A 12,678-nucleotide genomic window follows, 5' to 3' on the forward strand; every position below is an offset into this window, starting at 1 on the left:
AGGCCGACGGTCACCCCGGCGGCACCTCTTGCCGCGAAGCGGTCGACGCTGGCTGAGTTCGTGGGCACCAGCGAGTAGGAGCCGGGCGCAGAGTATTGCGGACGCTCACGGCGCGGGGCTACCTTGTGGCGATGGAGCGCAAGGCAACACCTGGCGACATTGATGCCATCTGCAGGGGCCTTCCCGAGGTTGTGCTGGGGACCTCCTGGGGTGACCGTCCCACCTACAAAGTGCCGCAGGGACCCAAGGGCCGGGGCTTCGTGCTGTACCGGGCCCCGCACAAGACAGCGATCAATCCGGAATCGGGCGAACCGTACCAGGACCTGCTGGTCATCGTGGTCGCGGACGATGCTGCGAAGTCAGCCCTGGTGGAGGACCCGTCGCTGCCGTTCTTTACCGTGCCCCACTTCAACGGGTACAACGCCGTCCTGGTGCAGGAGTCCCGGCTTGGCGAGATGTCGCGCGAAGAGTTGGCGGAGATCCTTGTGGAAGCTTGGGCGGCCCGGGCACCCAAAAGGCTGGTCAAGGAGTTCTTCGCGGGCCGCTGACGCACGACGCCGGTCCGCGACGTGCCCCATTTCGTCCCGTGCATTGGGTGGGCGTCAGCCAACAGGAGCCGCCGACCTCTGTCAGGCCGCCAGGTGGAAGGTGTCCGCGAAGCGGCGAAGGAGGTCTCCCGGGCCGCTTAGGACCCGGATCACGCCGCTTTCGATCGCGCGGTCCGGTGCCATGTCCCCGGAGATGAGCAGCCGGATGTCCGGTCCGGTGGCAAAGGCGAGGTCTGCCGCGCCGTCACCGCGGGTGACGTCGAGGCTGGGCCCCTGGACCCGGATCAGGAGGTCGGCGGAACCGAAGTGCGCGGCGTAGGCGGTGGCGGGCAGGGCGGCCGCCACGTCCGGCCGGAACGCGGTGCGCAGGTCCATGGTCATCGAGTCGGGGCTGATGATCTGGTCCTCGCGCGGGTCACCCATGGCCTTGAAGCCCCAGGCGCCCAGCCCGAGGACCACCGGTTCGAGCTCCCGTCCGTACGGCGTCAGCTCGTAGACGATGACCCGGGAGCGTGGCGCACGGCGGATCACGCCGGCAGCCTGCAGTTCCTTAAGCCGCGCGGCCAGGATATTGCTCGGGATCCGTGGCAGGCCCTCGGCGAGCTCACCGTAGCGGCGCGGCCCCACAAGCAGGTCGCGGACGATCAGCAGGGCCCACCGTTCGCCGACGATCTCCATGGCCCGCGTGATGCCCGAGTACTGTCCGTAGTCGCGTGCGGCCATGAACCTCAGGCCTGCTGGTTCATGAAAGCTTCCGGGCCCTGTTCGGCGGCGGCGGCTTCCATGAAGCCGAACTCCAGGATGTTGCCGTCGGGGTCTGTCAGCTGGCGCTGGTACATGAAGCCGTAATCGGAAGCGGGCTGGGCCTCGCTTCCGCCTGCCGCCAGGCCACTGGCCACGCTGGCGTCCACTGCTTCCCGGCTGTCCAGGAAGATTGCGGTGGTGGCCGATACGGTTGCGGACGGGTCGCCGATGGGCCGTTCGCTGAAGGTCTGGAAGTACTCGCGGACCAGGAGCATGAAAAAGCTGTGGTCTTCCTCCACCACCACGCACGCGGCGTTGTGGTCGGTGAAGAGCGGGTTGATGGTGAAACCCACCGCCGTGTAGAACGCCTTGGCGCGCTCCAGGTCTGTCACGGGCAGGTTTACGAACATTGCGGTCATCACAGTCTCTTTTCCCAAGATGGAGTGGATAACCTCGATACTTGCAAAAAACAAGTGAGGGGTCAATACCCAGACTGGTCCCTTTCCACCCGTTCGTTTCGGCCGCCCTTCACCCCTGCCGGCCCGGCGGCTTCACCACGCGCCGCCTGCGGCTTCAGCCGCGCGCCAGCGGGAGTGCCAGCCTCATGGTTGTCCCGTCGGATCCGGTCCGCAGCACGTTCACAGTGCCCCCGGCTGCGGTGGCGATGTCGCGGACCAGTGCCAGGCCTATGCCGAAGCTGCGCCTGCCCCCGGAGCCGTCCAACCCCGGGGCGCGGACGAACCGGTCAAAGATGCGGTCCGGGTCCACCCCGGTGATCCCGGACCCGGTGTCTGCCACCAGGACCACGGCCCGGGATCCCTCAACACTGGTGCTGATGGTGATGCTTCCGCCGGGCGGGGTGTGAGCCAGCGCGTTGTCGGCCAGGGCCAGTATGGCGCGCCGCAGCGAGCCGGGATCCGCGCGCACCCACGCCGCGCCGGCACCGGAGAAGTCCAGCCGGACGCCTTGTTGGCCGGCCAGGTCCTGGAGGCTTTCGGCGGCGGACCGGGCAACCACGGCGACGTCCACCGGCTCCGTGACGGCATCCCCGGACGCGCCTGAGGAACCACCGGGGGAGCCGGTCGCCGCCAAAAGGAGTTCGTTGACGATGCCCGTCAGTGTGGCCGTGTCCTCCCGGATCTTCGCCAACGCCTGCGCGGGCTCGGACCCGGGCTCGGCCTTGCGCTGCGCGAGCTGGATGCGGGTATCCAGGATCGCCAGGGGGGTGCGGAGTTCGTGGCTGGCGTCCTGGACGAAGCGCCGTTGCCGGGCCAGGGCTTCGCCCAGCGGCCGGATGGCACTGCGGGCGCTGATCCAGCCCACCACGCCGGCCAGCACGATGCCCGCCAGCCCGGCCAGGATCATGCCCTCGATCAGGTCCTTCGAGTCCAGGTAGGTGTAGGCCTTGCCGGCGGTGGAACCGGGCGGCGTGGGATGGGCCAGCTTGTTCATGAGGAACACGGTGGCGGCGGCGAGCAGCACCAGTACCAGGACGGCCACGCCGGCGCTGATCCGCAGTGCCACCTTCAGCGACGCGCGGCGGAGGGTGTCCTGGTCCGGATCCCCAGAGCCGGAGTGGGAAGTGCCGGAGGAGCCGGTGCCGGAGCTTTGGGGAAGGGTCATGAGGGGTCGCCGATCTGGTAGCCCACGCCGTGGACGGTGCGGATGACGGTCCGGGAGATCTTGCGGCGCAGGTGGTGGACGTAGGTGTCGATCACGCCGGGCTGGTCCGTGGACTGGAAGTGCGCGGCGAGCAGGTCGTCGCGGGTGAACACCCTGCCGGGTTCGGCGGCCAGCGCCGCCAGGAGTTCGGCTTCCTTGGCGGTCAGCGTCACCACCTCGCCGTAGGCGGAACGGACAGCGCGCGACGCCGGATCGAAGTCCCAGCTGCCGATCCCCACCGGCCCGGCCGGCGGGGCGAACGTCCGCGTCAGTGCGCGCAGCCGCGCCGCCAGCTCGCCGGCGTCGAACGGTTTGGTCATGTAGTCGTTGGCGCCGGTGTCCAGTCCGCGGACCTTCTCATCCGTTTCGCCCAGCGCGGTGAGGATCAGGATGGGGGTGGCGATGCCTTTGGCCCGGAGCGCCGCGATGACGGCCAGTCCGTCCATGACGGGCAGGCCGCGGTCAATCACCATCACGTCCCAGGGCTGCGTCAGGCCCAGGTGCAGGGCTTCCTGGCCGGTGGCGGCGAGCCGGATCCGGTAGTCCGGCTCCAGCAGTTCCGCGATCAGCGGTCCCAGCGCGGGATCGTCCTCGGCGAGCAGCAGGGAGGGCCGGTCCGGGGTGGTCATGCGGCCTATTCTTCCGTGAACGCGTCCTGCCGGGCAGTGCGGCCCACCGTGTCGAGGTGCGGCGGGGCACCTGCGGAAGTGTCGTCGTCGTCCATGGAACGTTCGACGGCGGCCCGGCGGCTGGCGCGGCGGCGCTTCAGGTATTCCACGGCCCAGGGAATCACGGAGACCAGCACCATGAGCACGGCGATGACGTCGATGTTTTTAGCGACGATCTCGTACTGGCCCAGCCAGGTGCCCAGCAGCGTCACCGATGTGGCCCAGGCCAGGGCACCCACGATGTTCCACAGCGTAAATGACTTGTAGGTGTAGCGGGCGGCCCCGGCGGTCAGCGGGGCGAACGTCCTGACGATGGGGACGAACCTGGCCAGGATCACGGCCGCGCCGCCGTGCCGGCGGAAGAAGTCCTCGGTGGCGGTGAGGTGGGCGGTTTTCAGGACCTTGGCATCGTCCTTGAACCAGCGCCGGCCGAACTTGTGGCCCAGGAAGTAGCCCACCTGGTCGCCGGCGACGGCGGCCACGGTGATCACGCCGATCAACACGGGAAGAGCCAGCTGCAGCTGCTGGTGCAGGAGCCCGGCGGTGAAGAGCAGCGAGTCTCCGGGCAGGAACGGGAACAGCACGCCGGATTCGATGAAGACCATCCCGGCGATCACGCCGAGGGCTGCCGGTCCCAGCCCGCTCAGCAGGCCGGCGGGGTCCAGCAGGGAGGGTGATCCCGTGGTGGCCATGGCAGTGGCAAGGTGCGCAGTGAGCATGGGGTTCCTTAGCGTCGGCTGGACGGGGTGGTGAGCGCGGCGGGCAGGCGGTCGAAGATCCGGGGAGCGAAGCGGTTCCAGAGCCCGGCGAGCAGCACGACGGCGGCGCTCGCGGCCAGGAAGGAGGCAACCACGTCGGTGGGGTAGTGCACGCCGACGTACAGCCGGGACCATGCCACGGTCACGGCCATGACGGCGCCGGCCGCGGCCACCAGTTTGGACCAGCGGGTGCCCCGGGCCAGGAAGTACAGGGCGAAGGCCAGGGCGACGGCGAAGCTGACGTGGCCGCTGGGGAAGCTGTTGGATCCGGTTTCCGGCGCCAGGGGGTCGAACAGCAGGGCCGGGTTGGGCCGCTGCCGGGCGACGATGAGCTTGAAGACTTCGCTGGCCACCCAGCCCGAGCACGCCACCACGCCGAAGGCTACAGCCTTGGCCAGGTCGCGGCGCACCAGCAGCACCACGACGGCGATGACGGCGATCAGGCCCAGGCCGGCCACCGGGCCGAACAGAAGGTTGATTCCCATCGCGACGGCGGTCAGCACGGCAACGTGGTGCGTGCTGAGGTCCTGGTCCACGTGCAGTTCGGCGGCGGTGTCGCCGGGCAGGAGCTGCACCGTGAAACCAAGGGCGACGACGGCGGCGCACAGCAGCGCGCCCAGCAGCAGCCAGTGCCGGGCCTGGGGGAGCACCGGGAACTGGGTGCGGGCCGCGGCGGTGGTGCGGGGGCCGGCTGTTGTCTTGTGGGCTCGGGTTGGTCCGTTCACGAATCCTCCGGGATGGTCCTGCGGCGGACAGGGTTCTGTCCGTGGTCTCTGTTTCGATCCTTCCCCAGGGTTCCTAAGAAAGGCTTAAGAAACGTGACCGCCGCAGGGCCGCGGATGGCGCCCGGTCAGGTCATGGGCCGGCTGTGATCGCGGTCAGGAGCGCTGCTCCGTCGGGGCTGCCGAGGCCGGTGCAGGGGTCCCAGCCGGCGGCGGCCTTGTAGGTGCCGTTGTTTCCGGTGGTGATGTCGCGGAAGGCCGCCTTGTTGCGGTAGAGCAGCGGCTGGATCTGCCCGAAGGTGCGGCTGGTTGACTGCGACAGGAGGGCGATGAGCGCGGCCCAGAGCGGTGCTACGGCGCTGGTGCCGCCGATGACCATGTCCTTGCCGTCCACCCGCACCTTGTAGCCCGTCTGGGGGTCCGCCACGCCGCTGACGTCCGGCACCCCGCGGCCTTTCGGCCCTGAGGGGTGGTGGCCGCCGTGGTGCACGGACTGGCCGGACTGCCAGGCGGGGACAGGAAAGGTGTCGCTGTACCCGCCGCCGGTGGCTGAGTGCGGGCCGTCATTCCACACCGTCTCGGATGTGATGGTTCCCGTGGCGGCGTCCGCGTCAAGGCGGGTTCCGCCGCACGCCAGCACATGGGGGCTGGAAGCGGGAAAATCGGCGTGGTCTTTGCCGTCCGTGGCGCCGTCTGCGCTGCCGTTGTCCCCTGCGGCCGCGGTGACGGTCACGCCGAGTGCCGTGGCGTCGGCCAGGGCCTGGTCGAAGGCTGTCCGGGCCTGGGCGGTCCAGTCGTCCTCGCTTTGGCCCCAGCTGATGCTGATGGACGTGGGTGCCGGGGTGGCGTGGGACGCGTTGATGATCGCGTCGAGGAATCCGGCGTCGGTGTTGGGGGCGAAGTAAACCGGAATATCCGCCTGGGGCACCAGAGCGCCCACCACTTCGATGTCCAGGAGGACTTCGCCGTCCGCGCCCGTGGGGTCCTGTCCGGGATGGTTCGCGGCGCCGTCGACCCCCACTGCCCGGACGGTGGGCCCGGTGATGCCCAGCTCGGCGAAGTAGGCGTCCAGGTCGGATTGGGCGAAGCCGCCGCCGAGTTCGAGGATGGCCACGCTCTGGCCGGCGCCGCCGCCACTGGGGAAGTTGTAGATCCGGGCGAGTTCGGGCGGGGTGTAGCTGGTCCCGGATGCGGCTAATGGAATGGCATGGAACTGGGCGCGGGCCTGGGGCCGGTCATCAAGGCCCAGCACCGCCGTGACGACGCCGTCCAGTTCCGCGGGGATCTCCAGCCCTCCGGTCCTGTGCCGGTGGGTGACGTCGTGGCCGTGCGGGCCGCTGCTGGTGACTTCCTCCAGGCTGGTGCCGAAGATCCGGCTCAGCACCTCCACCGTCCCGGCCAGGCGGATGCGGCGGGAAGCGGGGTCGGCCTCCACGACGTCGGCGCCGAGCCGGGTAAAGGTCTCCGTGGCGAGGCTGAGGTCGGCGTCGGAGGCGCCGTGGCGCGCGGCCAGTTCTTCGCGGGTCAGGGGCTGGGTGGGCTCGGTGGAGGTCTCCGGCAGCGGTTCCTGGCGGCGCAGGATCACGGTGACCTCGATCCTGTGGGCGGGATTGACGGGACCCAGGGTGTTTTGGATCCGTGCCGCCGTGGGGCGTTCTGAGCCGGGAAGGGGGACGCGGCTCTCTGCGTGCTCGGGTGTGGGGTGGGTGTGCTCGGACATGGGATGGCTCCGTTCTTGGTCAGGCAAGGCCCATTGTGCTCCGCGCCACTGACAATGAACAGGGAACATTGGTCCCTCCGGAGCCGCCAAACGCACACGGACTCAAATTCGTCTTTCAGGTTCAGGCTTACGGCGCCGTGCCGGCTGAGGTAAGCGGTTTGTTCGCTGTTCGAGGCGGAAGCGCAACTTCGGGGGCCGTGGTCACGGTGCCAGCGCGACCCGGTTCCGGCCCGTTGCCTTGGCGGTATAGAGGGCCGCATCGGCGTCTCCCAGTACGGTGTCGGCGTCAGGGTGGTGCCCGGGGGTGAAGGCGGATATGCCTGCGCTGAGTGTCAGGTGGCCGGTCGGGTCCCCGGAATGGGTGATGTTGAGGGCTTGGACGGCGTGGAGTGCCCTTTCCAGCATGTTTTTGGCGCCGTGTGGTGACTGGTTGGGCAAAATCAACAGGAATTCTTCGCCGCCGTACCGATAAACTCCGTCGCTGCTGCGCGCGACGTCGGCGAGCGCGGCCCCGACCGCTTGGAGGGCCTGGTCGCCTGCCTGGTGTCCGTAGATGTCGTTGTAGCTTTTGAAATTATCGACGTCGCACATGGCGATGCAGTATTGCTCCTGGTAGCGCCGGCTGCGGACGTGCAGTTGAGTCAGGTCTTCGGTGAGCTTGAGCCTGTTGTTCAGGCCCGTCAGGGGATCGGTGCGGGCTTGCTGTGAGAGGATCTTCCGGTAGTGGGCGAGGTCGGCGTGCAGGGTGGTGACCCGCTTCGCTACAAGCAGCCGGGTGTGCAGGACGAATGGGTCCAGCGGCTTGGTGACGTAGTCGTCCGCGCCGGCCTGGAGCCCGGCGAGGACGTCGTCCCGGGATCCTTGCGAGGTCAGCAGCACGATGTAGGTGTACAGGTCGGTGTCCCGCGCCCGAATCGCACGGCACAAGGCGGGACCGTCCCGGCCGGGCATCATCCAGTCCGTGACGACGACGTCCGGCTGGTGCTCCAGAAAGATGGCCCACGCCTCGTCGCCGTCCGTCGCCGTCAGGCATTCGTGGCCGGAACGGTCGACGGCCGCCTTGGCTACCAGGAGCGAGCCCGGATCGTCATCTGCTACCAGGACTTTCACGGGGCACCGTCCAGGGCCCGATCGAGTTCGATATTCACGTGCGCAAGCTCCTCTTCCAGGCGGCTGACAAGTTGCCGGGCGTGGCCGTGATTTCCGTTCGATCCCATGGCCTCCAGCTCGCCGCACAGGTCCGCGGCGGTGATGGCGCCAATGTTGGCCGAGGCACCCTTGAGTGCATGTGCCGCCTGGGCCAGGGCTGGACCGTCGTTGTCGTTGATCGCTCGGTTCAGGGCGGCAATCCGGTCCGGGACATCGTTGCGGAAAGCTTCTGCTGCCGCGGGTAATAGGCCCCGCCCGTCGGAGGGTCCGAGATCACGAAGAATCGCCAGCCGGCTCATATCGAGTCCCCGCCTGGAATGCCCGCTGCTGGCTGCCCCATGTCCGCCGGTAACAGCGAGAGGTTGGCCGGGTAGGAAACGTGTGGCCGGGTCCCGGACCCACCGGGCCAGGATCATTTCGAGGTCAGTGGCGTCGACGGGTTTGGCGAGGTAGTCATCCATGCCGGCCGTGAGGCAGCGTTCCCGGTCCCCGTCGAGTGCACCCGCGGTCATGGCGATGATGGGCAACCGGCTGCTCCCGTTCTCACGGCTTCGGATGATCCTGGTGGCTTCGAACCCGTCCATTACGGGCATGTGGCAATCCATCAGGACGGCGTCATACGGTGTTGTTTCGACGGCGGCCACAGCTTCGGCGCCGTTGGCGACTACATCCACGGCATACCCGAACTTCGCCACTGTCGATCGGGCCACGAGCTGGTTGACGTCGTTGTCCTCGACGACCAGGAGGCGGCCGCGGACGTGCCGATGGTGGGAGGGGCCGCTGGCAGCTTGTTCCCGGAGAGCTGCACTGGTCATGCCGGCGAGCCTCTGGGCTGGCGGGCGTTGTCCGCTGGTGGACATCAAGCGGACCAGGCGATTGTAGAACTCGGAGCTGCGGACCGGTTTCATGAGCCATTCCCGCACGCCTGCGTCGGCGATCGCTGAGCCGTTGATCTGCATGGTGGAGGTGAGCATGATCAGTTCGATGCCGGCCAGGGCCGGGTCGGCTTTGATCGCCTGTGCCAGTTCCAGGCCATTGGTTCCGGGCATGCAAAGGTCCAGGACCGCAAGATCGTAGGGTTCTCCCCGCTCTGCCGCTTCCCGGGCGCTGGCCAATGCAGTCATGGCGTCGGGCACAGGGTGGGGTTTGAGCCGCCAGCCCCGCAACTGCGATTCCAGGACCAAGCGGTTCGTGGCGTTGTCGTCGACCACCAGGACCCGCATGCCGGTGAGGAAATCGGCTGCCGGCAGGGGATTGGTGGATGGTGGTGCCACCGGCAACGGGATCCGGAACCAGAATGTGCTGCCTTGGCCCGGCACGCTTCGCATCCCGATCTCACCGCTCATGGCTTCGGTCAGACGGCTGCAGATCGCCAGCCCCAGGCCGGTGCCGCCATAGCGCCGGGTGGTTGAGGCGTCGGCTTGGGAAAAGGATTCGAACAGCCGGGCGTGCTGTGCGGGTTCAATACCGATTCCCGTATCGCGGACTTCGAAATAGATCATGGCAACGGCTCCGGGCCGTCGATCACGCGTCTCGGCCGTAATCCGGATGGCGACTTCTCCTGCCGCAGTGAACTTCACCGCGTTGGACGCCAGGTTCAACAGGATCTGGCGGATCCTGCCTGAATCTCCGGTCAGTCTGCCGGGAAGTCCGGGCTCGCAGTAGGCGATGAGCTCCAACCCCTTGGCTTGTGCCGGCTCCGCCAACAGCCCCGCGACGTCCTCCACAAGGAGCCGGGGATCGAAGGGCCGCAGGTCCAGTTCCACCTTGCCCGCCTCGAGTTTGGAAAAATCCAGGATGTCATTGATCAAGGCCAGCAGCGCCTCACCGGCGCCCTGGACACCTTGGGCGTATTGCTTCTGCGTTTCATCCAACGGAGTTTCGAGCAAGAGCGCCGTTAGTCCCACGACGCCGTTCATCGGCGTACGGATTTCGTGGCTCATGGTGGCCAGGAATTCAGATTTGAGCCTGCTGGCTTCCAGCGCCGCTGCCCTCGCTGCCTTCAGTTCGTTCTCAGCCGCCCGGCGGAGGGTGATGTCCCTGGCGATGATCGCAATCCCGCGTAGGTTCCCGTCTTTCCGGATCGGTGAAACCGTCGCGGACACCGGGATGACCGTCCCGTCTTTCCTGACGTGTTCGGTTTCGAAGCTCATCGCCTCGCCGCTGCCCCGGAGCCGCTCAAAGATCTCCTGGATCCTGTCAGCGCTGCCCGGGGGCAGGAGGATTCGTCCGTCGCGGCCGATCGCCTCTTCGGCGGAATAGCCGTACTGCCGCTCGGCTCCAGGATTCCAGCTGGCGATTACCCCCTCGGGCGTGGTGCTCAGAATGGCATCCGTCGACGAATTCACGATGGCGCCCAAACCTTCAAGCTCCGCTGTCCGGACAGCTACTTCCCGTTCCAGGCCGGTGGCCAGAGTGAGGTTCTGAATGACGATCAACACTTGGCGGATAACGATCAGCACAACAGTCGTCCTGGCCACCACCAAAAGGAACGTATTGAGTTCCTGCACGTGCGGGCCGGCAACGACAGCCAACGCCACAAGGATAGGAGCGTAGGGGAGGAGCTCCAAGGCCAGCGCGAACGCCTTCCGCTCGGGCTGGGGTCTTTCCGCGTACGGGACCAGCGGTGCAAGGGCAATCAGGAGGAAGGCGCCGATCCACCCCAGCGCAAGGGGCGAGCCCGTGACGCCCGTGACGCCGTCGAACGTGAGCCTGACGTACGTGCTGTCGGTGATGGTCAGGGCGAGCAGCCCGCTGCCAAAACAAAGCCAGGGGAGGCGTTCCCCGGGCTGCCGGCGCATTGCAAGGACCAGCACCAGGGAGGTCATGACCACGTCCACTACCGGGTACGCGACGCTGACCAGCACGGTCAGGACGTCGCCGCTTGAGCTCAGGGCTGGCCCGAGCGCGGTGTACCAGCTGATCGCCAAGACCGATCCCGCGATCACTGAGGCATCAAGAGCCGACCTGACCCAGCCCGCCCTCGTTGCCCCGGCTGGCCGCTTGAAGCTGAACAGCGCCGCGGCAGCAGGCACGGAATACGCGAGGAACAGGACGTCAGCAATCGATGGAAACGGGTACGTGTTGTTGTTGGTCAGACCGAACAACGTCCAGATCGCCTGGCCCGCAGCCCACGTAAACGCGGCCGCCGCCAGAAGGGACCACGCACGCGCATTCTCACCTCGCCGTGCTGCCCCGCTGCAACTGATACCCGCCACCAGGGCAGCGGCAAGGATGAAGAAGTCGCCTGTCACCCTCGCGGGCTCGGTGCCATTGTTCCAAACAAAGTACAGCGCCAGCGCCGCCAGTACCAGGGCAGTAAACCCGACGAGCCAAGCCAGCCGGGCCATGCGTCCGCCGATAGGCCGTCGGGATTCGAGCAGATCGTTTTGAGACACGTAAGGCCCTCCCAATAGGGCGCCTCTCACCCGCTAAAACTTGAGACCCGGGCCGCCCGAATGACCGGGCGGAGACGCACACTCAAAATATAGCTCCGTCAGCTCTGACCGAGCGCCTTTCATGTGCCCGGGACCGAGGCCTCAGTGCTTAATCCGGCCCGCCGAGAAACAGGCTCACGGTTGTCCCTTCACCCTGGTTACTGGAAATTTCCAGGCGCCCCGCGTGCGCTGCCGCGATGCGGGCACAGGTGGCCAACCCCAACCCGGACCCGGGTGGGTCCCCTTCCCTGTGCAGCCGCACGAGCGGCTCTACCACCCGGCTGCGGTCCCCTGCGGAGATTCCCTTACCGTTATCCACCACGTGCACCACGACCCCGGTAATGGATCGCTTCCCTTGGACACGAATGACCGGACAAACCGCGGGGCGGGCGTAGGCGACGGCGTTCTGGATCAGATTTTGCAGCGCTGTGCGCATCTGTGCCTGATCAGCATCGAAGACAAAGTCCTCACACTCAATAACCGCGCCCGCCTGACTTAATCCGAGGCTTAAGTCAGCAGTGACTTCTTCCACCAACTGTGCCAGAGACAGCTGTTTCCTCTCCAAAGAACCACCGATGGAGGCGAATGCGAGAAGTTCCTCAACCATGGAGAGCATTCTGCGAGCACTCGATCCCGCTATTTCCAGGTAGTCCGAGGTCTCTGTTGGATTAGGGTCCGAATCCATGGACGCCAGTTCCACGTAGCCAAGAATTGTCGTCAAGGGGGTACGGAGGTCGTGGCTGACCCTTCCGGTGAACGCGGCCAACCTCTCATTACTGGCTGTAGCCGCGCACAAGGCATCAGCGAGGTCGGCGTGCAGGGCTGTCACCCGGTGGGCGGCAAGGAGGCGGGTTTGCAGGAGGAAAGGATCCAAGGGTTTGGTCACGTAATCATCGGCTCCTGCCTCCATGCCGGCGAGGACATCCTCCCGGGAGCCGTGGGATGTCACGAGCACCACGTACGTATACGCGTCTTCACCGGCGGCACGGATTGCGCGGCACAGACTCAGTCCATCCTTGCCTGGCATCTGCAGGTCCGTGACGACAACGTGCGGGCGCCACGTCTGGTAGAGATCCCAAGCGATATCGCCGTCGGCAGCTGAGAGGCATTCGTGCCCGGACTGTTCCACGGCGGCCTGGGCGACCAGCAAGGACCCAGGATCATCGTCGACGACAAGCACCCTTAGAAAATTCGCAGGTCTGACCATACGTCCTCCCTAGATGATTAAGTCCTATTGGATTTAGTGGTCGTAGGCGATTAGGGAGCGTTT

Annotated in this window: 11 protein-coding genes; 1 reads left to right on the forward strand and 10 read right to left on the reverse strand. The window is 66.8% G+C overall.

What is annotated here, in order from left to right; all coding sequences use genetic code 11:
- The first annotated feature begins 131 nt into the window (after positions 1 to 131).
- Positions 132 to 548, forward strand: a complete 417-nt coding sequence (locus QRN53_RS15165; RefSeq protein ID WP_285244664.1) for an MmcQ/YjbR family DNA-binding protein — start codon at positions 132 to 134, stop codon at positions 546 to 548.
- Positions 549 to 629: 81 nt separating this feature from the next.
- Here QRN53_RS15165 and QRN53_RS15170 read toward each other — a convergent pair whose 3' ends face one another.
- The 10 genes from QRN53_RS15170 to QRN53_RS15215 form a co-directional block, all read right to left on the reverse strand.
- Positions 630 to 1,271: a winged helix-turn-helix transcriptional regulator gene (locus tag QRN53_RS15170; RefSeq protein ID WP_285244665.1), complete on the reverse strand. Its 642-nt coding sequence runs from the start codon at positions 1,269 to 1,271 to the stop codon at positions 630 to 632.
- 5 nt (positions 1,272 to 1,276) lie between these two features.
- Positions 1,277 to 1,711, reverse strand: a complete 435-nt coding sequence (locus QRN53_RS15175; protein WP_285244666.1) for a VOC family protein — start codon at positions 1,709 to 1,711, stop codon at positions 1,277 to 1,279.
- 154 nt (positions 1,712 to 1,865) lie between these two features.
- A complete protein-coding gene (locus QRN53_RS15180) occupies positions 1,866 to 2,915 on the reverse strand; it encodes a sensor histidine kinase (protein WP_285244667.1) in 1,050 nt (349 codons plus the stop codon).
- Entirely contained in the window at positions 2,912 to 3,583 is a 672-nt protein-coding gene (locus QRN53_RS15185; protein WP_285244668.1) for a response regulator transcription factor, read from the reverse strand. The genes QRN53_RS15180 and QRN53_RS15185 overlap by 4 nt, the downstream gene beginning before the upstream one ends.
- A 5-nt stretch (positions 3,584 to 3,588) precedes the next feature.
- A complete protein-coding gene (locus QRN53_RS15190) occupies positions 3,589 to 4,341 on the reverse strand; it encodes a DedA family protein (RefSeq protein ID WP_285244669.1) in 753 nt (250 codons plus the stop codon).
- A gap of 8 nt (positions 4,342 to 4,349) precedes the next feature.
- Positions 4,350 to 5,105, reverse strand: a complete 756-nt coding sequence (locus QRN53_RS15195; protein ID WP_285244670.1) for a phosphatase PAP2 family protein — start codon at positions 5,103 to 5,105, stop codon at positions 4,350 to 4,352.
- Between the two features lie 130 nt (positions 5,106 to 5,235).
- Positions 5,236 to 6,822, reverse strand: coding sequence for a S53 family peptidase (locus QRN53_RS15200; protein ID WP_285244671.1), 1,587 nt, complete (start codon positions 6,820 to 6,822; stop codon positions 5,236 to 5,238).
- A gap of 201 nt (positions 6,823 to 7,023) precedes the next feature.
- Positions 7,024 to 7,932, reverse strand: coding sequence for a GGDEF domain-containing response regulator (locus QRN53_RS15205; protein ID WP_285244672.1), 909 nt, complete (start codon positions 7,930 to 7,932; stop codon positions 7,024 to 7,026).
- A complete protein-coding gene (locus QRN53_RS15210) occupies positions 7,929 to 11,369 on the reverse strand; it encodes a PAS domain-containing hybrid sensor histidine kinase/response regulator (RefSeq protein ID WP_285244673.1) in 3,441 nt (1,146 codons plus the stop codon). Before QRN53_RS15210 ends, QRN53_RS15205 begins: the two co-directional genes overlap by 4 nt.
- Before the next feature lie 148 nt (positions 11,370 to 11,517).
- Positions 11,518 to 12,588: a response regulator gene (locus QRN53_RS15215; RefSeq protein WP_350224177.1), complete on the reverse strand. Its 1,071-nt coding sequence runs from the start codon at positions 12,586 to 12,588 to the stop codon at positions 11,518 to 11,520.
- Between the last annotated feature and the right edge of the window lie 90 nt (positions 12,589 to 12,678).

Source organism: Pseudarthrobacter sp. fls2-241-R2A-127 (assembly GCF_030209355.1).
Lineage (GTDB): Bacteria > Actinomycetota > Actinomycetes > Actinomycetales > Micrococcaceae > Arthrobacter.

Bases quoted from the DNA above. Each gene is read 5' to 3' on its own strand.
- QRN53_RS15185 (WP_285244668.1), bottom strand. From the start codon at position 3,583: ATGACCACCCCGGACCGGCCCTCCCTGCTGCTCGCCGAGGACGATCCC.
- QRN53_RS15180 (WP_285244667.1), bottom strand. From the start codon at position 2,915: ATGACCCTTCCCCAAAGCTCCGGCACCGGCTCCTCCGGCACTTCCCAC.
- QRN53_RS15165 (WP_285244664.1), top strand. From the start codon at position 132: ATGGAGCGCAAGGCAACACCTGGCGACATTGATGCCATCTGCAGGGGC.
- QRN53_RS15200 (WP_285244671.1), bottom strand. From the start codon at position 6,822: ATGTCCGAGCACACCCACCCCACACCCGAGCACGCAGAGAGCCGCGTC.
- QRN53_RS15175 (WP_285244666.1), bottom strand. From the start codon at position 1,711: ATGACCGCAATGTTCGTAAACCTGCCCGTGACAGACCTGGAGCGCGCC.
- QRN53_RS15190 (WP_285244669.1), bottom strand. From the start codon at position 4,341: ATGCTCACTGCGCACCTTGCCACTGCCATGGCCACCACGGGATCACCC.
- QRN53_RS15170 (WP_285244665.1), bottom strand. From the start codon at position 1,271: ATGGCCGCACGCGACTACGGACAGTACTCGGGCATCACGCGGGCCATG.